General features: G+C 70.7%; 18 protein-coding genes and 1 riboswitch. Of the genes, 6 read left to right on the forward strand and 12 right to left on the reverse strand.

The features are described 5' to 3' along the window. Nucleotides 1–10: 10 nt before the first annotated feature. On the reverse strand, nt 11–796 hold the full coding sequence (locus VJ693_RS02545) for a sterol desaturase family protein (protein WP_324151894.1): 786 nt from the start codon (nt 794–796) through the stop codon (nt 11–13). 107 nt (nt 797–903) lie between these two features. On the opposite strand from VJ693_RS02545, the gene VJ693_RS02550 reads away from it, so the two are divergent. From VJ693_RS02550 to VJ693_RS02575, 6 genes are all read left to right on the forward strand, one after another. Next, nucleotides 904–1,587, forward strand: a complete 684-nt coding sequence (locus tag VJ693_RS02550; protein WP_324151895.1) for a TetR/AcrR family transcriptional regulator — start codon at nt 904–906, stop codon at nt 1,585–1,587. A gap of 9 nt (nt 1,588–1,596) precedes the next feature. After that, nucleotides 1,597–1,720: riboswitch (yybP-ykoY riboswitch) on the forward strand. Between the two features lie 86 nt (nt 1,721–1,806). Then, nucleotides 1,807–2,361, forward strand: a complete 555-nt coding sequence (locus VJ693_RS02555) for a TMEM165/GDT1 family protein (protein ID WP_324151896.1) — start codon at nt 1,807–1,809, stop codon at nt 2,359–2,361. A gap of 134 nt (nt 2,362–2,495) precedes the next feature. Next, nucleotides 2,496–3,290, forward strand: coding sequence for an enoyl-CoA hydratase-related protein (locus tag VJ693_RS02560; RefSeq protein ID WP_324151897.1), 795 nt, complete (start codon nt 2,496–2,498; stop codon nt 3,288–3,290). After that, nucleotides 3,291–3,746 carry a hydroxyphenylacetyl-CoA thioesterase PaaI gene (gene paaI / locus VJ693_RS02565; RefSeq protein ID WP_324151898.1) on the forward strand — a complete coding sequence of 152 codons (456 nt, stop codon included), beginning with the start codon at nt 3,291–3,293 and terminating at the stop codon, nt 3,744–3,746. Then, on the forward strand, nt 3,743–5,791 hold the full coding sequence (locus tag VJ693_RS02570) for a M13 family metallopeptidase (RefSeq protein WP_324151899.1): 2,049 nt from the start codon (nt 3,743–3,745) through the stop codon (nt 5,789–5,791). Before paaI ends, VJ693_RS02570 begins: the two co-directional genes overlap by 4 nt. 188 nt (nt 5,792–5,979) lie before the next feature. Then, nucleotides 5,980–6,975, forward strand: a complete 996-nt coding sequence (locus VJ693_RS02575; protein WP_324151900.1) for an ABC transporter substrate-binding protein — start codon at nt 5,980–5,982, stop codon at nt 6,973–6,975. A 30-nt stretch (nt 6,976–7,005) separates the two neighbouring features. On the opposite strand, the gene VJ693_RS02580 is transcribed toward VJ693_RS02575, so the two are convergent. From VJ693_RS02580 to VJ693_RS02630, 11 genes are all read right to left on the reverse strand, one after another. Continuing rightward, nucleotides 7,006–9,288 (reverse strand): hypothetical protein, encoded by a 2,283-nt coding sequence (locus VJ693_RS02580; protein ID WP_324151901.1) that lies wholly within the window; start codon nt 9,286–9,288, stop codon nt 7,006–7,008. Between the two features lie 25 nt (nt 9,289–9,313). Continuing rightward, a complete protein-coding gene (galA, locus tag VJ693_RS02585; RefSeq protein ID WP_324151902.1) occupies nt 9,314–12,196 on the reverse strand; it encodes a beta-galactosidase GalA in 2,883 nt (960 codons plus the stop codon). A gap of 8 nt (nt 12,197–12,204) precedes the next feature. Next, complete coding sequence (locus VJ693_RS02590) at nt 12,205–14,289, reverse strand: glycoside hydrolase family 2 protein (RefSeq protein WP_324151903.1); 2,085 nt, start codon at nt 14,287–14,289, stop codon at nt 12,205–12,207. 51 nt (nt 14,290–14,340) lie between these two features. Next, nucleotides 14,341–15,738, reverse strand: a complete 1,398-nt coding sequence (locus VJ693_RS02595; protein WP_324151904.1) for a glycoside hydrolase family 5 protein — start codon at nt 15,736–15,738, stop codon at nt 14,341–14,343. Nucleotides 15,739–15,803: 65 nt separating this feature from the next. Continuing rightward, complete coding sequence (locus tag VJ693_RS02600; RefSeq protein WP_324151905.1) at nt 15,804–17,723, reverse strand: glycoside hydrolase family 127 protein; 1,920 nt, start codon at nt 17,721–17,723, stop codon at nt 15,804–15,806. Beyond that, nucleotides 17,720–19,327 (reverse strand): family 43 glycosylhydrolase, encoded by a 1,608-nt coding sequence (locus VJ693_RS02605; RefSeq protein ID WP_324151906.1) that lies wholly within the window; start codon nt 19,325–19,327, stop codon nt 17,720–17,722. Before VJ693_RS02605 ends, VJ693_RS02600 begins: the two co-directional genes overlap by 4 nt. Before the next feature lie 51 nt (nt 19,328–19,378). Beyond that, nucleotides 19,379–20,626, reverse strand: coding sequence for a glycoside hydrolase family 27 protein (locus VJ693_RS02610; protein WP_324151907.1), 1,248 nt, complete (start codon nt 20,624–20,626; stop codon nt 19,379–19,381). A 2-nt stretch (nt 20,627–20,628) separates the two neighbouring features. Then, entirely contained in the window at nt 20,629–21,999 is a 1,371-nt protein-coding gene (locus tag VJ693_RS02615) for a GH1 family beta-glucosidase (protein WP_324151908.1), read from the reverse strand. 37 nt (nt 22,000–22,036) lie between these two features. Continuing rightward, on the reverse strand, nt 22,037–24,325 hold the full coding sequence (locus tag VJ693_RS02620; protein ID WP_324151909.1) for a glycoside hydrolase family 95 protein: 2,289 nt from the start codon (nt 24,323–24,325) through the stop codon (nt 22,037–22,039). Between the two features lie 8 nt (nt 24,326–24,333). Beyond that, nucleotides 24,334–26,568 (reverse strand): hypothetical protein, encoded by a 2,235-nt coding sequence (locus VJ693_RS02625; RefSeq protein WP_324151910.1) that lies wholly within the window; start codon nt 26,566–26,568, stop codon nt 24,334–24,336. 30 nt (nt 26,569–26,598) lie between these two features. Continuing rightward, nucleotides 26,599–26,837 (reverse strand): DUF5597 domain-containing protein (locus tag VJ693_RS02630; RefSeq protein WP_324151911.1); only part of this gene is annotated, 239 nt, incomplete at its 5' end.

The following is a 26,837-nucleotide window of genomic DNA, read 5'->3' on the forward strand; positions in this document are numbered from 1 at the left end:
TGCGCTGCCGTCAGGCAGGGTTCGCGGCCACGTCGCGGCTGCCGCGGCTCGCGGGGCCGTACAGGCGGGCGTTGGCGTCGCGGCCGACCAGCATCGGCGTGATGCGAGCCGTGGGCTCGCCTTCGAAGCCGACCTGGCCGTGGAACTCGCGCGGGTTGCGCCAGGTGCCCATCAGCATGTCCCAGGGCGGGAAGTCGGAGTAGTTGTAGGCGTGGAAGCCGCGCCGGTGGTGCACGCCATGCGCCTCGGGCCGCTGGATGAACCAGCCCAGCCAGGTCGGCGTGCGGATGTTGAAGTGTTGGAACAGGCCGTAGAAAGCCGTCAGCGCGCCGAGGATGGCCGCGGCGAGCGGATCGAGGCCGAGGATGAAGACCACGACGAGCTGGAACAGCGCGACGTTGAACACCACCTCCTGCGGCGTGAAGACCACGGCGCCGGCCACGTCCAGCCGCTGCGGCGCGTGGTGCAGCTGGTGCACCCAGCGCCACAGGAGGTCGACGTGGTGATACAGGCGGTGCAGCAAGGCGGTGGCGAGCGTGAACGCCGGCAGCCCGAGCAGCACGCCGCCGACGACGCCGAGCCGGCGGCCGTCGACCAGGTGGTGCTCGGTCAGCCCGGGCGGCAGCAGGCTGGGCAGCACCGCATTCAGGCCCATCAGCATCACGAAGAAGGCGAAGGACTTCGTGCGCCACCAGCGGATCACCGGCCAGGGCCGGGCGGGGGCGATGGCCTCCCAGGCCAGCATGGCCAACCACATCATCGGGATCATCAAGCCGATCAGGTCTTCGGTCGACATGGCCGTCTCCTGCGAAGGTGAGGGTATGCGTCGGTCGCGTGGCCGGGATCCGGCCTTACACCGTAAGGTCAATCTAGCGATTTCACTTTACGCTGTAAAGTAGGGGCATGTCCCGAGTCGCCAGACCCGCCGCCCCGCGCACCGCGCTGAGCCCCGAGCGCATCGCCGAGGCGGCGCTGCAGCTGATCGACGACGAGGGGCTGGACGGCTTCTCGATGCGCAGCCTCGGCGCCCGCCTGGGGGTCGAGGCGATGGCGATCTACCACCACTATCCGTCCAAGGGTCACGTGCTGGACGCGGTGATGGACCATTTGCTGGCCGACTGGCGCTGGCCGCCGTCCGGCAGCGCGACGGCGCTGGAAAGGCTGCGCCGTGCGATGCACGGCTACCGCGGCATCGCGTTGGCCCACCCGCATGCGTTCCCGCTGCTGGTGGGGCGCCGATTCAACAGCCCGGGTGTCTTCGCCGTGTACGAGCGGCTGCTGCAGCTGTTCGCCGAGCTGGGGCTGGATGCGGCGGCCACGGCGCGCTGGTTCCGCACACTGGGCTACTTCGTCAGCGGCGCCGGCATGGCCGACATCGCCAGCCGCGAGATCGAGCCCGACGCGACCAGCCTGCGACTGCAGCATGCGCCGCAGTCGGTGACGCTGCCGCACGTGGCCGCCGTCGCGCCGCACCTGCGGGTGGATCAGCTCGACGCCGTGTTCGACTTCGGGCTGGAGACGCTGCTGTCGGCCCTCGAGCGCCAGGCTCGACCGCCGCGCTCGGCCCGGCCGCGGGTCGGACGCTAGAATCGCGCGCTCTTCGTCATTGGGGAGTAGCCACGCCGCACAGCTCCGCGCGGCGGCTGTTGTCAACACACTTGGCGCCACGCGCGCCATGGCAGCAGCAGCCTCGGCGCGACACGCCCGTGTCGCCCAGGCCCGGCCAGACCTTTGACCATGCACCTTCGCGCGGGCCGGGAGGGTGTTTTGGTCATCGGCTCGTGCCGGCCCCTGGACTCCCCTGTCATGGAAGCATTTCTCGTCTCCACCGGTATCGTCGCCCTGGGCGAAATGGGCGACAAGACCCAGCTGCTCGCGCTGCTGCTGGCCGCGCACTTCAAGCGGCCCTGGCCCATCATGGCCGGCATCCTCGTCGCCACCCTGGCCAACCACGCCGCGGCCGGCTGGCTGGGCGCCGGCATTGCCGCCTGGCTCGGCCCCCAGTGGCTGCGCTGGGTGATCGGCGGCTCGTTCATCGCGATGGCGGGGTGGATGCTGATCCCCGACGAGGCTGACGAGGCGCCGGGCGGCACCGGCCGTTTTGGCGTCTTCGGCACGACCGTGATCGCGTTCTTCCTGGCCGAGATGGGCGACAAGACGCAGATCGCCACCGTCGCGCTGGCCGCGCGCTACGAAGCGCTGGCGGCCGTGGTCGCCGGCACGACGCTGGGCATGATGATCGCCAACGTGCCGGCCGTGCTGCTGGGTGACAAGGTCGCCAAGAAGGTGCCGATGCGCCTGGTGCACGGCATTGCCGCGCTGATCTTCGCGGTGCTGGGCGTGCTGACGCTGGTCGCCTGAGCAGCCCGGTGCCGATTCGGGTTAGCCCCGACCGGCGAAACGTAGGTGCCGCAGCGGCAACAACGACAATCGTCGGGTGTTCATCGACCGATCGGTCGATGAATGGCCGAACGCTCCATTTGCGGGAGAGATCCATGTCCGAACCCCTCGTCCTGGTGGCCGATGCCGGCCCCGTGCGCACGCTGACGCTGAACCGCCCGGCCGCGCTGAACAGCTTCACCGGCGCGTTGCACGCCGAATTGCGCGCGGCGCTCGACGACGCGGCGGCCACCGCCTCGGTGCGCGCGCTCATCCTCACCGGTGCCGGCCGCGGCTTCTGTGCCGGGCAGGATCTGAACGACCCCGGCATGGCGGCGGGCGCCGACGGCAAGGTCGACATCGGCGCGGTCATCGAGGCCAACTACAAGCCGCTGGCGCTGAAAGTGCGCGCGATGCCGGTGCCGGTGATCGCCGCGGTCAACGGTGTGGCCGCCGGCGCCGGCGCCAACCTCGCGCTGGGCTGCGACATCGTCATCGCTGCGCGTTCGGCGAGCTTCATCCAGGCCTTCTCGAAGATCGGCCTGGTGCCCGATTGCGGTGGCACCTGGCTGCTGCCGCGCCTGCTCGGCCGCGCGCGCGCGCTGGGCCTGGCGCTGACGGGCGACAAGCTGCCGGCCGACGAGGCGTGGCGCATGGGGCTGATCTGGCAGTGCGTCGAGGATTCGGCGCTGGCCGACGCAAGCATGGCGCTCGCGCAGCGCCTGGCCGCGATGCCGGTCAAGGCGCTGGCGGCAACGCGCCAGGCCTTCGACGCCGCCGCCCTGATGGGCATGGACGATGCACTGGCGCTCGAGGCGCGCGTGCAGCGCGAGCTCGGCCACCAGACCGACTTTGCCGAGGGCGTGGCGGCCTTCCAGCAAAAGCGTGCACCGCAGTTCAAGGACCGCTGAATGACCCGCCCCGCGATCGACCCCCAGCGCGTGGCCGAGGCCGTGCGTGAAGCGATGTGGCGCGACGACCGTGCTTCCAAGGCCCTGGGCATGCAGGTGCTCGCCATCGGGCCCGGCACCGCGACACTGACGATGACGGTGCGCGACGACATGCTCAACGGCCACGACATCTGCCACGGCGGCCTTGTCACGACGCTGGCCGACTCGACCTTCGCCTTCGCCTGCAACGCCTACAACGAGGTCACCGTGGCCTCGGGCTTCGACGTCAACCTCGTCGCTGCGGCCAAGCTGGGCGACGTGCTGACGGCCACCGCGAGCGAGGTCAACAAGGCTGGCCGCACGGGTGTCTACGACATCGACGTGCGCAACCAGCGCGGCGAGCGTGTCGCGGCGTTCCGCGGCCGCTCGTACACGATGAAGGGCCGCCACGTGGTCGACCCTTCATCCATCGCATGAGCAAGAAGCCCGTTGCCCTTCTGCTCGCCGCGGCGCTGGCGGTCGGCGCGGCCAGCGCCGCCGACGAGCCGCTGACCGCGCTGCCCTACACGCCGGGGCTGGACCTGCAGGCGATGGACACCCGCGCCGCACCCTGCGAAGACTTCTACCAGTACGCCTGCGGCGGCTGGATCGAGCGCAACCCGATCCCGCCCGACCAGGCGCGATGGGATGTCTACGCCAAGCTGGCCGACGAGAACAAGCGCTTCCTCTGGGGCATTCTCGATACCCTGGCTATCCAGCGCGAAGGACGCTCGCCACCGCAGCAGCAGATCGGCGATCTGTTCGCGTCGTGCATGGACGAGTCGGGTGTCGACGCCAAGGGCATGCAGCCGCTCGCGCCCTGGCTTCGCCGCATCGACGAGTTGCAGGGCGTGAAGGAGCTGCCCGCGCTGCTGGCCGCGCTGCACCTGGCCACCGGTGACGAGGGGCTGCTGTTCGGCTTCGGCCAGAACCAGGATTTCGGCAATTCGAGCCGCGTCATCGCCTTCGTCATGGCCGGCGGCCTGTCGCTGCCGGACCGAGACCACTACGTGCAGACGAGCGCCAAGATGCGCCAGCTGCGGGCCGGTTACACGGCCCACGTCGCGCGCATGTTCGAGTTGCTCGGCCACCCGGCCGAGGCGGCACGGCGCGAGGCCGCGGCGGTGCTGCGCATCGAGACCGAGCTGGCCCGGCCGGCGCTGACGCGCGTGCAGCAGCGTGACCCGAAGCGCCTCTATAACAAGGTCGATGCGCGCGGCCTGCAGCGCCTGGCGCCGCGCTTCGACTGGGCGGCCTACCTGCAGGCGCTGGGCGTGCCGGCGCTGCGCGAGTTCAACATCACCGAGCCGGCTTTCGTGCGCGCGCTCGACCGCGTGCTGCGCCGGCATTCGCTCGCCGACCTGAAGACTTATCTGCGCTGGCACGCGGCGCATGCGCTCGCGCCCCAACTGGCGGCGCCGTTCTTCCAGGAGGACTTCGCCTTCTTCGGCAAGGCGCTGCGCGGCATTCCCGAGCCGAGCCCGCGCTGGCGCCGCTGCGTGACGCTGGTCGATCACCAGCTTGGCGAGGCCCTGGGCCAGGAGTTCGTGCGGCGTGCCTTCGGCCCCGAGCAGAAGCGCCAGACCGAGCACGTGACCGCGCAGGTCGAGGCCGCCATGGCCGCCGAGATCAACGCGCTGGACTGGATGAGCCCGGCGACGAAGACGAAGGCGCTCGAGAAGCTCGCCGCGGTCGTCAACAAGGTCGGCTACCCCGAGCGCTGGCGCGACTACGGCCCGGTGCGCATCGTGCGCGACGACCTGGTCGGCAACGTGGTCCGCGCGACCGAGTTCGAGCAGCGCCGTCAGCTCGCCAAGATCGGCCAGCCGGTGGATCGCGGCGAGTGGAGCATGACGCCGCCCACCGTCAACGCTTACTACAACGCACAGACCAACGACATCAACTTCCCCGCCGGCATCCTGCAGCCGCCGCTGTTCGACCCGAAGATGGACGACGCGCCGAACTACGGCAACACCGGCGCGACCATCGGCCACGAGCTGACCCATGGCTTCGACGACGAGGGCCGCCAGTTCGACGCCGAGGGCAACCTGAAGAACTGGTGGACGCTGCGCGACGAGAAGGCCTTCAACCGGCGCGCGCAGTGTCTGGTCGACCAGTACGGGAAGTACACGGTGGTCGACGACATCCGGATCAACAGCCGGCTGACGCTCGGTGAAGACCTGGCCGACCTGGGCGGCCTGGTGCTGGCCCTGATCGCCTGGAAGACCGAGGTCGCCGCCAAGGGCCTGCCCCCGGATCGCGACGGCCTGACGCCGATCCAGCGCTTCTTCGTCGGTGCCGCGCAATGGGCCTGCGAGAGCGTGCGACCCGAGGAGCTGCGCATCAACGCGCTGACCGACCCGCACTCGCCGGGCAAGTACCGCGTCAATGGCCTGGTGGCCAACTTTCCCGAATTCGCCCAGGCCTTCGCCTGCAAGCCGGGCCAGCCGATGGCGCCGCTCAAGCGCTGCAAGGTCTGGTGAAGCGCGCTCGCTCTTTCGGCCCGTGACCTCGCACTCGTGACCTTCGTCCGGTTACATCCTGGTACATCGCTTGCATTCGGGTAAATCGCGATGCCCGGCGGCGCTGCGCCGGGCGATACCCCTGCCCGGGCGCGGCAGCCTCCACGAGGGGCCGCCGCGGGTTGGCCGAACGCGAAGGAGCGAGAAGAATGACGAGTGCAAGCCGTTGCCGCAGCGTCGCACCATGGCGCCGCCTGGCTGAGGGGGCGGCCCGGGCCGCGGTGGCCGGGGCGCTGGCCCTGGGCAGTGCGGCCGAAGCCGGCCCGGCGCCGACCCTCGGCGCCATCGTGCCCCTGAGCTGGCCCAGCGCCACCGAGGGCGAAGAGATCGTCCAGGGCATGCAGCTGGCGATCAAGACCTGGCCCGGCCAGCCCGCACCGACGTTGATCGTCAAGGACAGCGCCTGCGACCCGCGCCGCGCCGATGACGCGGCGCGCGAGCTGGTGGCGGCCAAGGTCGACCTGGTGCTGGGCAGCTGGTGTGTCCTCGGCCAGGTGCCCAAGCTGGTGGCCGATGCCGGCCTGCCATTTGTCTCGGCCCATGCCGAGCGCCTGGCCAAGCCGCCCGAAGGGGTGCTGCAACTGGGCCGCATCGAGCTCTACGCCGCCGAGCGCATCGCCGCCGCGCTGCGCGGGGAGACGGGCCTGCGGATCTCGGCCCGCACCTCCTGCTGGATGGACTTCGAGCCGGTGCTGCGCGACACCTACGACGCCGTGCTGTGCCCCGTTCTCGGCTACGACAAGGCGCGCTGGGAGCAGGCGCAGGCCACCTACACGGCGGCCTATCGCAAGCCCTTCACCCACTCGGTGGCACGCGGTTATGCGGCGATGGAGGCGGCGCTGGCGCAGCTGCGGCGCGTGCGCAACGGGCAACGCAACAGCACCGAGCCCATCGTCACCGTGCTGGGCCGCGTGCCCGCCGCCGATACGCCGGCGCCGCCCGATGCGATGCAGCTCGTGCTGTCGCCTCGCCTGCCCAAGCTCTCGCCGCGCGAACAGGCGGTGGTCAACCAGCTGCTGCAGACCAAGGGCTGCTGCGCGCCGGACGGCACCTGCGCAAAGCCCGGGCCCTGGGCCGACCAGCCGTTCGTGGTGCGGGGCCACGCGCCAACCTGCCCGGCGCTGTCGTCCGGCGTGCGGCGCTGAGAGCCTCAAGCGCGCCGATGGGAGATCGCTTCAGCGCGGTGGCACCGGGTCGCCGTAAAGAATGCCCCGCCCGTGCGTGCCGACATAGACGCGCCCGAAGGTCTTGGGGTCGCCCGCGACCTGCAGTACCAGTCCCCACTGGTGGCCGTCGTCGTTGATGCGGACCCAGCTGGCCGCGCTGTCGGTAGAGCGGTGGATGCCGGGCTGGCCGTTTACCGTGCCGGCGATGTAAAGCGTCGGGTAGCCCCCGTCGTGCTGGGCGCGGCCGAACCCGAAGGCCAGCAGTCGCTCGACGCTTGGCATGCGCTGCAGGCGGCGGCCTGCCGGGCCGCGGTACAGGCCGTCATGGGCGGCCAGCCACAGGTCGCCCTCGGCGCCCGGCGTGGCGTACAAGCGGTCCTGGCCGCCACGGTCGTCGCCCCGGTCGGTGGCGTTGTGGGCACCGGTCTGGCGGCGCACGGGCCCGGCGCCCGGCAGGACGAGTTCACTGGCCTGGAAGCCCACCGCGCCGTCGGTGCTCTCGAAAAAGCGCCCGCCCGACAAATCGATGGCGTAGAAGCGCCGCGGGTTGACCCGATCGGCCACCACGCGCACATCCTGCGCCAGGCCGCGGCAGGCCTGCCAGGAGGCGCCCTGGTCGCGCGTCACGTACGGGGGCTGGCCCTGCGGGGTCCACACCCACGTGGCGCCATCGGCCGACACCGCCACGTGCCCGGCAGCGGCCCCCGCCACCGGCACGCTCGCCGGCTGCCGCCAGGTGCTGCCTCCGTCCAGTGAGAAGCCCAGGCCGGTGCCTTCGCGCGGCTTGCCCACGCGCACGATGATCTCCGGCCTCAGCTCGGCGCCGGTCACGTCGTGCGTGTTGCCGAAGAACGGCGGCTTGGGGTTGCCGGCGGGGGGGGCAACATCGAGATCGTGGTGGACGAAGCCGGAGTAGTCGCCGATGGCGCTGACCAGCGGCACGCCGCGCGTCGGGCTGTGCAGCGCCAACGCCACGGTCTCTTCGATGCCCGTGCCCAGCAGCGTCCAGTGGGTGGGCCGGCCGGCGTCGGCGTTCGACAGGTCGTGCGTCTCCCAGCCGCCGTAGCCGGTCGTGAACATCGCATGGTCGGGGTCGGCCGGGTCGATCTCGATGTCGAACAGCCAGTGCAGGCCGGTGTCGCGCACGTAGGGAGCCCGGCGATGGTCGAACACCGCGCCGGCGCTGAACACCGGGCGCCAGCTCGCGCCGCCGTCGGTGCTTCGAAACAGCTCCTCGCCACCCGGCCGGCCGAAGCTGCTGGCGATGATCCGGCGCGGGTCGCGTGCATCCACCGCCACCGCGGCATAGCCGAAGCGTCGCGTGGCGGTGGGCGGCTCGGGGGTGATCTCGCGCCAGGCGCCGTTGCGCGTGTCGTGCCGCCAGACGGTGCCGCCAGTCGTCTTCGACGGCCCGGGGTCGCTGCCGTAGCTGACGTAGAGCACGCCGTCGGCCGCCAGCACGCCGTGGTTGGGGCGGTACGCGGTCGGCTGCCCCGGCGGCGCGCGCCAGGTGCGGCCGCCGTCGTCGCTGCGGTAAAGGCCGGGCTGGCCCTGCACCGACACGCCGGCATAGACCGTGCGGCTGGGCTGCCCGGCCGTGCCGCTGGCCGGATCGAACAGCACGAACACGATGCCGTCGCGCCCGTCGCCGCTCCAGCCGCCCGGCCCGGCGGCCGCGGGGCCACCCGAGCGGGCCACGGCGGGAAAGCTGGCGACGCGAGAGAAACTGGCCCCGCGATCCCGGCTGACCCAGAGGCCATCGTTGCGCGTGCCCAGGAACAGGATGCGGCCGTCGTTCGGGTCGACGCCCAAGCGCTCGCCATTGCCGCGGCCGTTCTCGTTGCCGCCCAGCTTGAACGGCAACGCGGTGCGCTCGAAGCTGCGCCCGCCGTCGGACGAACGCAGCAGCGCGCCGTCGGGCACGCCAGCCGCGGTGTAGGTGCCGGCAGCGATGTAGACCCGCTCGGGGTCCGACGGGTCGAGCGCGAGGCTCTCCACCCCCATCAGGTTCACATCGTCGTGCGACACCCAGTCGAGCAGCGGCTGCCAGGTGCCACTGGCCGTATCGCGCCGGTAGGCCCCGCCCATGTCGGTGCGGGCATACGCCACCCCGGCTTTCGAGGGATGAAGGATGAAGCCGGAGATGAAGCCGCCACCGACGATCTGCACGTTCTTCCAGGCATAGGGCGGCGAGGCCTGCGCACCGAACGCCGGGGGCGTTCCCAGGGTGGTGGCGAGCAGCGCGCTGCCTAGGACCGGTGCGACGACGATCCTGGAAAGCATGGATCTCATGGGGGACCTGGGGTTGTCCGAAACGTCAATGAAGGTCAATCTGCAGCCGTGCGGTCTCGAGGCCCGCGCCGCTGGCCGTCACCACGGCCCGGCCGGTGGCGCCGGTGGACTGCACGATGAGTTGCGCGCGGCCGTTGAAGACGCGGCGCTGCCAGGGGCCGGCCGGGGTCGTCACGCGCAACTGGGCCCAGCGGGCGCCTGCCTGCGCGGCGTCCACCAGCGGCTGCAGGCCGCTGGCCGGGGCCTTCAGGTGCCAGAGCAACTCGTTCTCGTCCTTCAGGCGCGCGGGGTCGATCTCCACCAGCACCCGGCCGTCACCGGTGGGCCGCGTGGCGACGGCGGCGCCGTTCAGGTAGAGCTGCTGGCCCGGCACGATCTCGGCCACGAACAGCTCCATGCGCTCGCCCGCCGCCATGGCCGGCCGCGGGAAGCGCATGCGCAGCGCGTGGTAGGGCGCGGGTGCCGGGCGCTTGTCTTCGGGCAGCCACTGGAACGGGTCGCGCCAGGCCTTGGCGTCGGCGGCGCGGGCGGCGTCGGCCAGCGCTTCCGGCCGGGCCTCGTCGCGGATGGCCCAGTCCCGCAGGGGCGCGAAGCGGTATCGATCGGCGGGCTTGTCGGCTTCGTGCGAGCCGGGGTCGCCGTTGCCCATGCCCAGCAGGCGCAGCGGGCCCGTGGCGTCGAAGCGCAGCTCGTTGTCGGCCAGCGGCACGATGCGGCCCTGTGCGTCACGCACGGTGAGCTCCAGCACGGCCACATCACGCCCGTCGGCGCGCAGCGTCGTGCGGTCGGTGGTCATCGACACGGTGTGCGCCGGGCCGGTGGTGGCCACGGTCTGGCTGGCGACCAGGCGGCCGCCATTGAAGCCGCGCGCGGTCAGCTCGCCGGGGGCATAGGGCACGCTCCATTGCAGGTGGCCGTAGCGGGCCAGCGGTTGGCGGCCCAGCGAGCGGCCGTCCTGCAGCAGCTCGATCTCCTCGGTGTTGCCGTACACCCGCACGTCGATCGGCTGCCCCTCCTTGCCGGGCCAGTTCCAGTGCGGCAGCAGGTGCACCACCGGCGCCTTCGTCCAGGCGGCCTTCAGGTACCAGCCGCTGTCCTTGAAGGCGCCGGTGGTGTCGAGCATGCCGAACTGCGACGAAATCGCCGGCCAGCCGTAGGGGGTGGTCTCGCCGCGGTAGTCGAAGCCGGTCCAGACGAACATGCCGGCGATGTAGGGGCGCTCGGCGTTGAAGCGCCAGGCCTGCTCGATCGACGCCGTGCTGGCGCCGCCCGAGGGCTTGTCGTAGGCCGCCACGTGCACGCGCGCCGGGTCGTCGGCGTAGATGCCGCGCGTGGCGAAGGTCAGGCCTTCTTCGGTGACGACCACCGGCCGCTCGGGAAAGCGCTTGTGCATGGCGTCGATGTCGTGCTGGGCCTTGTAGTTGAAGCCCAGGATCTCGGAACCCACGGCGGTGCCTTCGGGGCCACCGGAGCTGGACGCGGCCAGCGTCAGGCCGCGCGTCGCGTCCATGCGCTTGACGATGGCCTGCATCTCGCGCGCGAGCCGGGTGCCGATCTCGGTGTTCTCGATCGCCCACTCCTCGTTGCCCACCGACCAGAGGATCACCGAGGGGTGGTTGCGGTCGCGGCGGACCAGGCGCTCGAGCTCGTGGCGGATCTCCGGCGCCGTGCCCATCACGCGGTGCTCGTCGATGACCAGCAGCCCCAAGCGGTCGCAGGCGTCCAGCAGCTCGGGCGTGGCCGGGTGGTGGGCCGAGCGGATGGCGTTGACGCCCATCTCCTTCAGGCGGCGAAGGCGCCAGTCGTGCAGGGCGTCGGGCAGTGCGATGCCGACGCCGGCATGGTCCTGGTGGTTGTCGGTGCCGTGCAGCTTGACCTGCTCGCCGTTGAGGAAGAAGCCCTGGTCGGCGTCGAAGCGGAGGGTGCGGATGCCGAACGGCGTCTCGTAGCGGTCGACGACCTGGCCGCCGCGGCGCACGCGCGTGACCAGGGTGTAGCGCTGCGGGGTCTGCAGCGACCACAGGCGCGGCGCGGGCACGTCGATCTGCACACGCGTGTCCTGCTTCGAGTCTGCGCCCACCGCCTGCGCCGGCAGGCGGCGCGTGGCGACCCGGCGGCCATCGGGATCGAGCACCTCGTGGTCGAGGGCGAAGCGCTCGCCTTGCGGGCCGTCGTTGACGACCGTGGCGTCGACCGTCAGCGTCGCGCGCTGGTCTTTCACCTCGGCGCGCACGAAGGTGCCCCAGTGGCCGACGTGCAGCGGCCCGGTCTTGCTCAGCCACACGTGGCGGTAGATGCCGGCGCCTTCGTACCACCAGCCTTCGGTGCCGGTGGCGTCCACGCGCACCGCCACCACGTTGCGGCCTCCGTAGTTCAGGTAGCTGCTGATGTCGTAGCGCACGCTGGCGTAGCCGCTGTGCTCGCGCCCGATGTAGTGGCCGTTGACCCACACCACGCTGTCGCGGAACACGCCGTCGAGCTCGATGGCGATTCGCCGGCCCTGGTCGGTCGCAGGGATGGCGAGCTCGCGCCGGTACCAGCCGACGCTGTTCTCGGGGAAGGGGCGGCCCAGCGCCTTGGAGCCGTGGTTGGTGTCGCCGCGCGAGTCGAAGGGCAGTTCCACCGCCCAGTCGTGCGGCAGGTCCAGCCGGCGCCACGCCCGGTCGTCGAAGTTCGGTTCGGCCGGGCCGTCGCCGTAGCCGGCCTTGGCGAAGAAGAAGGCCCGCAGGCCATGGCGGAAGTCCTTCTCGGCGTCCCACGCGTGCCCGTAGGCGAAGCGCCAGCCGTCGTCGATGAGCAGGCGTTCACGCGGCTCCGCCTCGGCGGCCAGCGCGATGGACGGTGCGATGGCGGCGACGCACAGCAGCGTGCGCAGGGACAGGCAGAGGGTTTGGAAGAGCATCCGCATGAAGAGTGTCATTTCGAAGGCGGGGTATGGATCCACTCGATGGCGTCCTCGGCACCGTGGTCGGTGACGACACGCAGGGTGTTGGCGCCCGGCTGCAGCACCACCCCGGGCCAGACGGCCACGTGGTCCTGCACGGCGCTCGCGGGCTGGGCCACGCCGTTGACGTACAGCGTGGCGGCCCGCCCGTTGGTGTAGACCTTCACGTCGACCGGCGACTGCGGGCGCGGCGTGAAGCGCCGGCTGGTGATGTAGGCCATGGGCCGGGCCGACCAGTTCGCCTGGTACCAGTGGTAGGCATCCTTGCGGGTCTGCCGGTCGTAGGTGACCAGGCCCTTGTCGTTGATGCCGGCGCGGTCGCCCTCGTCCCGGCCGGCCGAGGCGAGGTCGAAGCCCACCCACACGAAGCTGCCCCACAGCCACGGCCGCGCGCGGATCTGGCGCCAATAGGCTTCATGGAACAGCGCCTGGTAGTGCTCGGGGTGCCAGTGGCTCTTGGGCTCGGGGCGTTGCGGCGGATCCTGCTGGTGCATCACGCTGGCGCCGGCACCGTATTCGCTGATCGCCATGGGGCGCCGCGGTGTCTGCGCCCGCGCGGTGTCGGCCCAGGGGCCGAAGTCGGCGAACTCGCGGTCGTACCAGCCGAAGTAGCGATTGAAGCCCACGAGGTCGGTCTGCATCGCCATCGGGTGGTCGTCGGCGGCGCAGCAGTGCGCATAGCTGGTGGGGCGGCTCGGGTCCAGCTCGTGCGCGCGCCGGTGCAGCGCGGCCAGCAGCTCGACGATGGGCGCATCGGAGCGGTAGACCTCGTTGCCCAGGCCCCAGGTGATCACCGACGGGTGATTGAAGTTCTGCTTGATCAGCTCGCGCAGCTGCTGGTCGAGGTTGGCGCGAAAGGCCTCGGTCTCAGCCATCGCGGCGTTGAGCGGGATCTCGGTCCACAGCAGGTGGCCGAGGCGGTCGGCGTTGTCGTAGGCCCGCTGCGGGTGCTGGAAGTGCACCAGGCGCAGGCCGGTGACGCCAAGGTCCTGCAGGATGCGGAAGTCTTCGTCGATCTGCGCGTCGCTCACCGCCAACCCCTGGCCGGGCCGGGCGCTGTGGAAGAGGTTGACGCCGTGCAGCGCGTAGTGGCGGCCGTTGAGCATCAGCCCGCGCTGCGCGTCGATCTGCACGGTGCGCAGGCCCACCGGCACGGTGGTGCTGTCCAGCACCGTGCTGCCTTGCAGCAGCTCGGCCGCCAGTGAGTAGAGGTAGGGGTCGTGCACGCCCTGCCACAGGTGCGGTCGCGGCACGCCGAGCTTCTGTTCCACCGTGCGTGTGGCGCCGGCCGCGGCGCTCAGGGCTTGCTGCACGCGCCGCACCAGCCGGCCGCGGGCGTCGCGCAGGCTCAGGCGCAGCTGCAGCTTGGCGCTGTCGTCGCCGGCGTTGCGCACCCGCGCGTGTACCTTCAGCTGCGCGTGGCGCGCCGATACCTCTGTCGCGCTGACGTACACGCCGGGGCCGCCGTCATCGAGCAGGTCGATGTGCGTCGGCGCCACGCTGATCAGCTGCACGCCGCGGTGCAGGCCGCCGAAGACGGTGAAGTCGCCGCCCAGTGGCGCGACGTCCGGCTGGGGGCTGTTGTCCACGCGCACCGCCAGCAGGTTGCGCCCGGGCAGCAGCCAGGGGGTGATGTCGAGCCGGAAGGCCGCATAACCGCCTTCGTGGCGGCCGGCGAAGTGGCCGTTGACCCAGACCTCGGCCGTCAACGCCGCGCCGTCGAATTGCAGCAGGTGCCGGCGCGGCGTGGCCGGCGCCGGCAGCATCAGCTCGCGCCGATACCACGCGGGGCCGCGGTGGTAGGCGCCGCCGGCCTCGCCGTCACTGCCGTTCCAGGTGTGCGGCAGGGTCACCGTGCTCCACGCGGCGTCGTCGAAGTCGGCCTGGCTGGCCGCCGGCAGGTCTGCGCGGTGGAAGCGCCAGTGGTCGTTCAGGGCGAGCGTCTGGCGTGCGGCGTAGGCGCACAGGGCGCCGAGCAACAAGGCCAGCACGGCTGCGGCGCGCAGCAGGCGGGTCCAGGCAGGGTGGTCGACGGGCCGCGGAAGGGGTGACAGCATGAGGAGTCTCTCGCACGAGGCGGCCGGCCGAGACCGGCCGCTCGTGCCGGTTTACTTCGCCGCGTTGACGATGGTGCTGATCACGCCGGAATGCACCTGGGCGCCGGTGGACCGGTTGAACAGCCCCGAGCCGTGGTCGCCGGTGTAGCCCGCATCCCAGTAGACCGGCACCACGCCGCGCGAGAAGGCGGCCCGGGTGATGTACTGGTCCCAGTAGGTGCGGTACTTCTGCGCGCTGTCGACGTTGTTGCGCAGGGCGGCCGAGTACTCACCCATGATCACGCCCATGCCGAGGCCATCGATGAAGCGCGACTTCATCTTGTTCATCTGGGCGTCGACGTAGCTTTCGTTGGCCCAGGTCTCGGTGTTGGACGCACTGGTGGCGATGTTGCCCCATTGCCAGATCGTGTCGTTGTCGGTGTTCAGCGTGAAGTTGTACGGGTCGTAGTAATGCATCTCGACCATCAGCTTCTTGGTCGCCGAGTCACTGGGCACGGTGAAGAAGTTGTAGGTGTGGTCGACGTTGGTGTTGAAGCCCTGCACGACCAGGTGGCGCGAGGCGTTGTAGCCGCCGGTGGCGCGCACGGCATTCACGAAGGTCTGGTTGAAGCTGTTCTGGACGGTGCAGTACTCGACCGTGGGCGTGCCCCAGTCGTTTTCCATCATCACCTCGTTGGTGCCGGCGAACAGCAGGTAGTCGTCGTAGGTCTTGAAGTTGTTCGCGATCTGCGTCCAGAACTTGGTGATGCGCGCGTTGATCGTGGCCTGCTGCGCATAGGTGGGCTGGTTCATCCAGCCACCGTCCCAGTGGATGTTGATGATGGTGTACAGGCCTGCGCTGCGCGCGTAGTTCACGACATCGGTCACGCGGGCCATCCAGGTCGCGCTGATGTTGTCGTTCGCGTCGGCGTACTGCTTCCACGACACCGGGATGCGGATGCTCTTGAAGCCGGCGGCCTTGATGCCGTTCATGATGGCCTGGTTGGCCAGCGGGTTGCCCCAGTTCGTCTCGCCGCCGATGGATTCGAGCGTGTTGCCCAGGTTCCAGCCGGGCGACATGTTGGCCGACAGCTGCAGGCTGGTCAGGTTGCGCATGCCGGCGCGCGCGGTGGCGGCGGGGTTGGAGTTGTAGCTGCCGCTGCCAGTGGTGAACTTGACCCAGTACCAGTAGGGGGTGCCGGAGACCGCGCTGCTGTCGGTGTAGCTGCGTGCCGAGGCGCTCAGCACCGCGAGCCGGCCGCGGCCGTTCGCGTCGCTGTCGGTGTCACGGTAGACCTGCAGGCCGGTGACGGTGCCGCTGACCGTCCAGCTCAGCTGCACGTTGCTGGAAGTGCCGGTGGCCGTCAGGCAGACGGTGGCACCCCCACTGGTGGCGCAGCCCTGGGCATGCGCCAACGGCCCCGCGCACAGCGCGAGGATGAACAGGACCGCTGATATCAACGACTTCATGTCTGCCTTTCGGTTTTGAAGTGCTCGGCACGGTTGTCTCCTCCGGGCGCGAGCGGTTGGGGAAGTCAGCTCAGTTGCCAGTACAGGTGGTAGCGCTCGTGCGCGATGCGGTGAAAGGGGATGAGCTCGAGCTCGGCGGCCGGGGCCGTCGCTCGCAGCGTGAATGAAAGGCGTGGCCCGGCGTTGCGCTGCACGACGGCTTCCAGCGCGCGCGTGCCGACCGGTAGCGTGGGCAGGTCCATCGGCCGGTTGAGCACGTCGCCGTAGGTGCGCTCGTTGACGATCAGATCGGCACCGGGCGCCATGCCCTCGCTGCCCAGGCGGGCTGCCAGCACGACCGGGCCGAACATCAGCGCCGCGATGTCGGGCGCGTTCGGCAGCGGTTGCAGGTGCAGGTGCATCGGCAGCGCGATGCGGACGACGTCACCCGGCCGCCAGATCCGGTCGATGTCGATGTAGCGGCCGGGCTCCCGGCTGTGGGCGGCCACCCGGCCGTTGACCGTGACGGTGGCCTGGCGGCACCAGGCGGGGTGGCGGATGCGCATCGTCAGGCGCGTCGGCTCGGCGGCGTGCACGGTGAGGCGCGCCGCCTCGTCGTCGGGCCATCGCGTGTCGAGGCGGATGCGCAGGCGCTTGTCGCTCCAGTTCAGCTCGGAGGCAATGAACTGGTTGACGAACAGCGTGTCGCCTTCGTGGAAGTAGATCGAGTCGCCGTACTTGGCGTGGTTCTCCATGCCGGTGCCGGTGCAGCACCAGAACGAGTTCTCGGGTGTGCAGTACAGCTTGGGGTAGCCGGGGCGGGTGGCCTGGAAGTAGGTCATCATCCCGCTGGCCGGGTCCTGCGAGGCGAGGATGCCGTTGAGCAGCGCGCGCTCGTGGTAGTCGGCGTAGGCGGCGTTCGGCTCGTCCATGAAAAGCTCGCGCGTCAGGCGCAGCATGTTGTGCGTCGAGCAGGTCTCCATCGTCTTGGCCGAGAACAGGTGTTGCCGTGTCTCGCCAGGCGGGAAGAAGTGCTCGCCGTCACCGTTGCCGCCGGTGGCGAACGAGCGGTTCCCGACCACCGTGCCCCAGAAGTAGCTGGCCGCGCGGCGATAGCGCGGCTGGCCGGTCAGCTCGTGCAGCCGGGCGAAACCGATGACCTTGGGGATCTGGGTGTTGGAGTGCAGGCCATCGAGCGGGTCGCGGCCCTCGACGAGCGGGTCGAGCAGTGCACGGTGGTTGAAGCGCTCGGCCAGGGCGAGGTATCTCGCCTCGCCCGTCAGTGCATGCAGGTCGGCGAGCACCTCGTTCATGCCACCGTGCTCGACGCCCAGCATCTGCTGGAACCGGGCGTCGTCGCAGCCTTGCGCGGCCTCGTCGATCCAGTCGGCCAACCGGCGCAGCACGGCCAGTGCGGGCGCGCTGCCGGCATGCAGGTGGGCATCGCGCAGGCCGGCGAGAACCTTGTGCAGCGTGTACCACGGCACGCCGGCGACGGGCCGGCCGCGCAGGCCGTTCAGCAACTGGGCGTCGTCGTCGGGGAAGGCGCAGACCAGGCCACGCCGGCGCGCATCCTGGCAGGCCGCCAGCTCGGCGACGATGTAGTCGACGCGCTGCCGGTAGTCGGCCTCGCCCGTGGCGGCCCACATCAGCGCGCAGGCGCTGAGGTAGTGGCCCAGCGTGTGGCCATGGCAGCGGATGCCGACCCAGGGTTCCTGCGACTCCCAGCCGCCGTACACCGGCGCCTTGGGCGGCAGGCCGGCATTGAGGTGGAAGTTGTGCAGCAGGCGGTCGGGGTTCAGCGACAGCAGGTAGCGCCCGTCCAGCTCCTGGGCCGTCTTGAACTCGCCGGGCAGCAGGCGCACGTCGCGCAGGGCAAACGCTTGCAGGCGCGGGCGAGCCGGGTCGCCCGCCTCGGCGGACGCGGACGCGAGCGAACCAGCCAGCCAGGGTGCCAGCGCCAGGGCTTGCAGCAGGCTTCTGCGCGGACCCTGCGGCGTGCTCACGTCTCGATCCCCCGGTAGACGAAGTTGCGCACGCGCACCTCGCCCGGGCCGGCGCTGAACAGCGCCAGCCTGAGGCTGAGGAAGCCGCCGAACACGTTGTGGTGCAGGCCCGAGACCTCCATCTGCCACGGGTGCTGGACCCAGGTGCGCCCGTCGTCGTGCGAGTAGCGAAAGGTCACCACGTGCTCGCGGTTGGTCAGTTGCAGCCGGACCCGGCGCGTGGTGATGCCCTCGCGCATCCAGTCGTGCTCGGCGCCGTACCCGTAGGTGAGCATCTGCGTGCGGCTGAAGCCGATGCCGACGTGGCCGCGGTGGTCGTAGAACAGGCCCAGGCCACCATGGCCGTCGCCGAGGATCTCCAACTCCACCGAGGCCTCGTAGCTGCGGTCGCCGACCACGCAGGTCAGCGGCGAGCAGTCGGCCATGGCCGTGCCCTTGCCGCGGATCACGAGGCCGTCGGGCTCGAAGCGCAGGCGATCCGGCTCGCCCGGGCCCGGCGCGTGGAAGCTCCACTGCAGGCCCAGGTGGTCGCCTGAGAAGGCGTCCGACAAGGCGATGCCGGCAGGGCCGGCCTGCCCCCCCTTGGGCTTGGGCAGCGCCGCGGCCAGCGTGCCGCCCTGGGCGCGGAACCAGCCGTCGCGTGTCCACTCGATCGGCTCCAGCAGGGCCTGGCGGCCCAGCGTGCGAAAGCCGTTCTCGTAACCGTGGTAGACCATCCACCAGTCGCCCGCCGGCCCCTCGACCACGCTGGCATGGCCGCGCGACCACCAGGGCTCGTCGGCGCTGCGGGTGCGCACGATCGGGTTGTGCGGGCAGTGCTCCCACGGGCCGTGGACCGAGCGTGAGCGCGCCAGCGTGACCATGTGGCTGGTGGGCGGCCCGGCGGTGCCGCCTACCGCGGAGACGAGGTAGAACCACTCGCCGCGGCGGAAGACCTTGGGGCCTTCGGGCGCGAACATCTCGACGACCCAGTCCTTCGGGTACTGCCAGGGCTCCCAGGCGGCGGGCTGCAACCCGCCCACGGTGGCCAGCCCATCGTCGGTGAGCAGCACGCGGCGGCCCCCGTTGACGAAGAGGTAGCGCTTGCCGTCTTCGCCCACCACGTGGCCCGGGTCGATGCAGCCGGCCAGCCTCAGGTCGACAGGCTCGCTCCAGCGGCCGCGGATGTCGTCGGTGTGAATGACGTGGATCGCGGTGCCCGCGTCGGTCAGCGACGGGATGTAGAGGTAGTAGCGGCCCTGGTGCTTGACGAGGTCCATGGCCCAGACCGAGCCGATCGGCGTCGTCAGTGCGGCGCCGATCGGCGACCAGTTCACCAGATCACGCGAGTGCCAGATGACGGCCCCGGGGTAGGACAGGAAGGACGAGAACGTCATGTAGTAGTTCTCGCCGTCCTTCAGGATCGTCGGGTCGGCGTGGTCGCCGGGCACGATCGGGTTGCGGAAGCGGCCGTTGCCGAGGTCGGCCCGGCGCTGGCCTTCGATGCCGCGGCCGAAGGGCGGCAGCGGCGCGGGGCAGGCCGCGTGCACAGAGGCGACCAGCGGGCTGGCGGCGGCGCCGGCCAGGGCAGCCTTGAAGGCTTGGCGTCGAGACAGGGAGCTCATGGAAGGTCGCAGGTCAGGTGGGTGAGGGCGGCCGCTGGCGCCGCCGGGCGTTCATTGGCTGCCGGCCATCGCGCCGCGGCCGGGTTGTCGGATGCGCAGCATCAGCACGCCGTGCGGCGCCACCGTGCCGCCGACGCCGCCATGTACGTCCTTGCTGACCTGCCCGGTCCACAGGTCCTTGACCTCGGCCCGCAGGTCGGCGGGCAGGTCCAGCTGGTTCCAGCTGACCCGGATCCCGGCCGCTGCCGCGCCGCGGTTGAAAAGGACCACCGCGCGGTCACCGCCCTGCAGCGGGCGCGCCCATACCTCGTGGTCGCCTTCCTTCCACACGCGGCGCGCCTGCTGGCCCAGCGGGTCCTGGTCGACGGCGATGACATCGGCGTTGGTCAGGATGCGCCGCGTGTCGGCGTCCATGCGCGACAGGTCGTTGCCGGCGATCAGCGGTGCGGCCAGCATGGCCCACAGCGAGAAGTGCGACTCGTACTCGGTGGTCGTCATGCCGCCGTTGCCGACTTCCAGCATGTCGGGGTCGTTCCACTGGTTGGGCCCTGAGTAGCGCCACTGCTCGGCCTGCAGGTCGAGGATGTTCACCATGCCGATCGGCCAGTCCTTCTTGCTTTCCCAAAGGTCGGAGATGTCGCCGGTGGTGCGCCACAGGTGGCCCGCCTTCGGGGCCCAGCGCGCGGGTTGGTTGGTGCCCCATTCGCAGATCGACAGCACGATGTCGCGCCCCGACTCGCGCAGCGCCTTGGCCATGATCGTGTAGGCGGCTTCGGCGTCGCGCGTGCCGGTGTGGCACCAGTCGTACTTCAGGTAGTCGACCCCCCACTTCGCGTACTGGCGGGCATCCTGGAACTCGCGCCCGGCGCTGCCGGGACGGCCGCCGCAGGTCAGCGCGCCGGCGTCCGAGTACAGGCCGAACTTCAGGCCCTTGCCGTGCACGTAATCCGCCAGTGCCTGGATGCCGCCGGGAAATCGCTCGGGGTCGGCCTGGATGTTGCCGTCGGCGTCGCGGCTCTTCTGCCAGCAGTCGTCGATCACGATGTACCGGTAGCCGGCGGCCTTCAGGCCGGAGGCGGCCATGGCGTCGGCCTGGCTGCGCACGATCCGCTCGTCGATGTTGCAGCCGAACTTGTTCCACGAGTTCCAGCCCATCGGGGGCGTCGGCGCCAGGTCGGGCTTGGGTGCGTCGAGCTTGAGCGTCTCGTGGGCCGACGCCGTGCCGGCCAGGGCGCAGCCCCACAGCAGCCCGGCGGCCACGGCGCGGAAGAACCGGACGGGGAGGGCTTGGCGGTTCATGGTCAGACGATGGTGCGGGTGCGCATCACCTCGGCGTAGTAGCGGGCCGAGAGCTTGGGCGTGCGGGCCTGGGTCGCGAAATCGCAATGCACGATGCCGAAGCGGCGCTCGTAGCCGTCTTCCCACTCGTAGTTGTCGATGAAGGACCACAGGAAGTAGCCGTCGATCGGCACGCCGTCGGCGATCGCGCGGTGCACTTCGCGCAGGTGGTTGCGCAGGTAGTCGCGGCGATGCAGGTCGATCACCTCGCCACCGGTTTCGCGGTTCACCACGGGCTCCACGTTGTAGCCGCAGCCGTTCTCGGTGATGAAGATCGACTTGTGTCCGTACAACTCGTGGCACATGCGCGGCGCCCAGTAGATCGCCTGCGGCACGAGGTTCAGCCAGGGGCTGTCGGCACGCGGGTAGCTGGGCGGCAGCGCAAGGGCCTCGTAGGGCTGGCCGTCGCGTCCGGCGCGCACATAGGTGGCGGTGTAGACGTTCAGGCCGAGGAAGTCGGTCGGCAGGCTGATCAGGTCGAAGTCGCCCGGCAGCACCTGCGGCGCATCGGCGCCGACGCGATCGAGATAGGCCTGGGCGTAGCCCTTGCCGTGGATGGCGCCGAGCAGGTGCAGGTTCTTGTCGAGGAACCAGGCCTTGGCGGCGGCGATGTCCGCGGGGGTTTCGGTCACCGGCACGCTGACATCACAGTTGTCGGTCAGGCCCACGCGGGCACCCGCGCCGCCGAACTGGCGCACGGCGCGCACGCCGTGGCCATGGCACAGCAGCGCGTGGTGGTAGGTCTGGTTCACGACGGCCGCGCTCTCCTTGCGGCCGGGGGCCTTGGTGCCGAACTCATAGCCGAGCATCGTGAAGCAGCGGATCTCGTTGAGCGTGATCCAGTTCTTCACCTCGTTGCGGAACTCCTTGACCACGGTGTCGGCATAGCGGGCGAAGGCATCCACCGTGACGCGCGACGTCCAGCCGCCGCGGTCTTCGAGCGCCTGGGGCAGGTCCCAGTGAAAGAGCGTGACCCAGGGCGTGATGCCGTGCCGGGCCATGCTCGCGAACAGGCGGTGGTAGAAGTCGAGCCCGGCCTGGTTCGGCGCGCCGTCGCCCTGCGGGTAGATGCGGGGCCACGAGATCGACAGTCGGTAGTGCTTGACGCCGAGCGAGGCCATCAGCGCGAAGTCCTCGTCGAAGCGGTGGTAGTGGTCGCAGGCGACATCGAGGTTGTCGCCGCCGGCGACCTTGCCGGGCGTGCGGGCGAAACGGTCCCAGATGGACTCGCCCTTGCCGTCGATGAAGGCCGCGCCTTCGATCTGCGCGGACGCGGCGGCAACCCCGAAGACGAACGAGGCAGGGAAGGGGCTCGAGTAGGTGAAGGTGCTCATGGGAAATACAGGGTTTGGGGTGTTCATCGTCATGGGCTCAGCGGGCCGTGAGGTCGGCGGCCAGGCGCCTGGATGTGCCGGGCTGGAGGTGGAGTTCGGCCAGCTTGCCGAGGTAGCGGACCTTGCCGCCGCCGGGCCCCGCCACGGACCGGATCGTGGCTTCGGTGAGCTTGCCGTCGGCCCACGCGAGATCCACCTCGAAGCCGCCACGCGCGCGCAGGCCCGTCACCGAGCCTTGTTTCCACGCGGCAGGCAGGGCCGGCAGCAGATGGATCTCGCCATCGTGCGACTGCACCAGCATCTCGGCGACGGCGGCGGTGGCGCCGAAGTTGCCGTCGATCTGGAACGGCGGGTGCGCATCGAACAGGTTCGGGTAGGTGCCGCCGGCGTTGTTGGTTTCGCTGCCCGGGCCGCTTTGCTGGGCGGCTCGCGCGCCCGGCTGGGCCAGCAGGCCGCGCAGCATGCGGTGGGCACGGTCGCCATCGAGTAGCCGGGCCCAGAAGGCCATCTTCCAGGCCATGGACCAGCCGGTGCCGGCGTCGCCCCGGCCTTCGAGCGTCTTGCGTGCGGCGGCCGCGAGTGCGGGCGTGCGCGCGGGCGAGATCTGCCGCCCGGGGAACAGCGCGAACAGGTGCGAGACGTGGCGGTGCGTGTCGTTCGGCGTGTCGAGCACCGGGTCGTTCTTCTCGTCCAGCCACTCCAGCAGCTGGCCCCAGCGGCCGATGCGCGGCGGGGCGAGCCGGTCGCGCAGGCCGGCGATGTGGTCCCGGAAAGGCTTGTCGACGCCGAGCGCGTCGGCCGCTTCGACGGTGTTGTTGAACAGGTCCCAGATGATCTGCTGGTCGTAGCTCACGCCGTCCTCGATCGGCCCGTGCTCGGGCGACCAGCCCTTCGGGGCCACGAGCCGGCCCTTCATCGGGCCGTCGGCCACGGGCTTGAGGCTGTCCTCCCAGAAGGCGCAGACCTCCTTCATCAGCGGGTAGGCGACGCTGCGCAGGAAGGCCTTGTCCTGCGTGAACGCGTAGTGCTCCCAGAAGTGCTGGGCATACCAGGCGTTGCCGGTCTTGTTCCAGAGGTAGCCCATCCCGCCGAAGGGGTTGGATTCGGTGCGCACCGTCCAGCCGCGCACCGGCTTGCCGTCGGCGCCCAGGAACGGTTCTTCGGCCGTGCGCTGGCGATAGATCGGCACCTGGCTTTGCACGAAGGCGAAGAAGGGCTCGGCCAGTTCCGACAGGTTGGCCGGCTCCGCCGGCCAGTAGTTCATCTGGACGTTGATGTTGGTGTGGTAGTCCGAATTCCAGGGCGGCGTCGGGCTGTTGTTCCACAGGCCCTGCAGGTTGGCCGGCAGTGAGCCGCGCGAGCTCGAGATGAGCAGGTAGCGGCCGAACTGGAAGTAGGTGGCCTCCAGCTCGGGGTCGTCGCCACTGCGGGTGTAGGCCTCGATTCGCGCATCGGTGGGCAGCGCGCGGCGCGTGGGCGCGCTGGCGCCGAGGTCGAGCGCGACGCGGCCGAACAGCGCGCCGAAATCCTTCTCGTGCTCGGCGCGCAGGTCGCCGAACGGGCGCGCCGCCGCGGCGGCCACCTGGGCGCGCACGTGCGGCAGGGGGTCGTCGCCCTGGAACTGCCGCGTGTGATCGGCGACATAGCTGGTGCCGGCGCCGAGGATGAGCGTCAGCGCATCGCAGCCGCTGAACGCCAACGACTGGCCTTCGATGCGCACCGAGCCGCCCTCGTGCAGCACCTGTACCTGGCTGGCGTAGCGCATGCCGTTGGCCGAGGGGCCCTGGCCTGCCAGCGAGCCGGTGGCGGTCAGGCGACCGGCCTGCGCCGTGATCTGCGCGCCGTGCATGTCGGTGAGCCGGATGGCGCCGGTGTACTGGCCCGGGCGGTCGGCGCTGAAGCGCACGACGATCACCTGCGCCGGGTGGCTCGCGAAGGCCTCGCGCCGGAAGCCCACGCCGCCCAGCGTGTAGCTGACGCTGTGGCGGCCTTGCGCGAGATCCAACTCGCGCCGGTAGCCGCTCGCCGGCTGGTCATGCCGGGCCAGTTCGACGAGCACATCGCCGAAGGGCTGGTAGGCGCCCATCACCTTGTCGGTGCCGGTCCACAGCGTGATGTCGTTGAACTGGATGCGCTCGCGAGCGACCTGGCCGAAGAGCATCGCGCCGAGGCGGCCGTTGCCGATCGGCAGCGCTTCGCGCTCCCAGCCGGGATCCGTGTCGGGGGCGGGCTTCAGGTAGTGCAGCGTCGGGGCGGCAGCGCCAGCGCCGGCTGCGGCGGCGCCGAGGCCGGCGCAGGCGCAAACCAGGGTCAGCAGACAGCGCATCAAACGCTTCATGACGCTGCCCTCGGCCGGCCGACGAGGATGCCGCGGCCCTGCGCGGCGAGGTAGACCACGCCGTGCTCCAGCGGGTCGGCGGCCAGCGACAGCAACCGGCCGAAGCGGTGGCGGTCGTCGTTGATGCGCTTGAAGTTCGCGCCGACGTCGTCGGAGCGGAACAGGCCCTCGGTGAGGGTGCCGTTCACGATCACCTTGCCCCACACGTAGACGCTGTGGTAGCTGGCCCCCGGCGCGGCCTTGCCCAGCGCGATCAGCCAGGGCTCGGCCACGCCCTTGATGGTTCGGCCGCGCTTGTCCGGGCCGGCCAGGTACACCAGGCCATCGGGCACCGCCAGCCAGAGGTCGCGCAGGCTGCCCGGGGCGCTGATGAGCTGCGCGGATTGCCACGCGTCCAGCACCGGCAGGCCGGTGATCGACGGCTTGAAGCTGGCGCCGCCGTCGATGCTGATCAGGATCTTGCCGCTGCTGCGGTCGTACACGTAGAACACGCCGTCGACCGCGCGGTCGGCCACGGGGGTGAGCGTCACGTCGCGCGTGGCGGGCCAGCCGGCGCATTCCTTCCAGGTCGCGCCCAGGTCGCGTGTGCACAGCGCAGGCTGCCGGTCCGGCGCCCAGACCATGAAGTTGCCCTTGGCCGAGACGGCGATGCGGCCCGCGGTCAGGTAATCGCCGTTGGGCGCCTTGGTGAGCCGCGCCGTCGGGCCGAAGGGGCGCCAGGTGATGGCGCCATCGACCGACACGTAGCCGCCCGTGGAGGCCTGGTCGGCCGTGCGGGCGATCAGCACCGGCAGCAGTTCGGCGTGGTCGACCGACCGGTTGTTTTCGCCGAACGGCATGAACAGCCCGGCGCGCGGGGGCTTCTGGATGCTGTCCCAGCCCGCGCCGGAAATGTCGTTCATCGCGCCCAGCAGCGAGGCCCCCTCCGAGGGGCTCTTGATCTCCACCGGAACGGACAGTTCGAGCCTGTCGACGGCGAAGGTCCAATTCACGATGCCGCCCGGCTGTTGCGCGGCGAGCAGGTTGTCGGCCATGTACAGGCCGAAGCCGGTGCCGTAGACGGCGCGATCGCCGTTGAAAGGGTCGATCTTGATGTCGCAGATCTGCCCGCCCATCTGGCCGCTTCCGCGCACCTGGTTGGACAGCGCCCAGGCATAGGCGCCGACCTGGTGCTTCGAGCGCCCGCTCAACGGCGTCCAGTGGGCACCGTCGTCGGTCGACAGGAAGAGGTCGTCGCCCTGGTCCCAGCGCTCGAAGGTGGACACCAGGATGCGGCCGGGCACCCGCCGGTCCACGTCCAGGCCCGAGTAGCCGAAACCCTTGCTGTTCTGGCCCGGCACCACCGGCGTGATCTCGGTCCAGCGGCCCTTGGGATCGCGCTTCCACACGCTGCCGGACTTGGCGTTGCCGGGGTTGCTCGCGGCGTCGGAGTAGCTGACGGCGAAGCTCGCGTAGAGCGTGCCGTCGGGGCCGAGCACGGCCCGCTGCGGCGCCTGCTCGGGGGCGCCGGGCTCGCGCGTGAAGCTGGCGCCACCATCGCGCGAGACATACAGCCCCGGCTTGTCGTGGCTGCCCACGTACACCGTGCTGCTGGGCGCGCCTGGCGCGCCGCCGGCGGCGTCGACCAGTACCAGCGACACGTGCCTGGCCGGGAAGTCGAGCCGGCGAAAGCTCTGGCCGCGGTCAGCGCTCTTCATCAGGCCATCGCGCGTGGTGCCCAGCCACAGCACGTCGCCCTGGTTCGGGTCCACCTGCAGGCGCTCGCCCGAGCCGCGGCCCGCGTCGCGGCCGCCCAGCTTGATGCCCAGCTCGGTGATCCGCCAGGTCGCGCCGCGGTCGCTCGATGCCAGCAGCGCGCCGTTGCGGGACCACTCGCCGAGGTACTGGCCGCAGGCGGCGTACAGCCGGTTGGGATCCTGCGCGTCGACCGCCAGGCTGAGCACGCCCATCAGGTCGGCGTCGGCATTGGACAGGTGGTCCAGCAGCGGCACCCAGGACGTCGAAGCCGGGTCGAAGCGGAACGCGCCGCCGGCATCGGTGCGGGCATACAGCAGGCCGGCCTCGCGCGGGTGGAACACCAGGCCGTCGACCAGGCCGCCGCCGCCGAAAGGCACGCTTCGCCAGTCGCAGACCTCCGCCGCTGGCGAGGGCGTGGCCGCCCAGGCGGCCGGCATGCCGGCCGCGCCCAACGCGCACAAGCCGGTGGCCTTGATGAGGTGGCGCCGTTGCATCGCTTGTCTCCAATCGTCTTCTTGGTGCTGTCAGTACCGCCCCATCCGCACCTTCAGGACGGTGGGGCGCCCGGTGAAGTTCAGGCCCCAGTCGATCTGGTCACCGTTCCAGCGGCGTTCCATGCGCCAGTGGCCGGTGTCGTCGAAATGGCCTTCTTCGACACTGGCGGCCATGGCGCCGTGGCCGTCGGCGCTCGCAACGGGCTCGATCCGCACCCGCGCGTACTGGCCCACGATGACGAATTCGTCGTCACCGATCTGGGCGAGGG

The sequence above is a fragment of the Ideonella sp. genome, from assembly GCF_035254525.1.
Lineage (GTDB): Bacteria > Pseudomonadota > Gammaproteobacteria > Burkholderiales > Burkholderiaceae_C > Ideonella.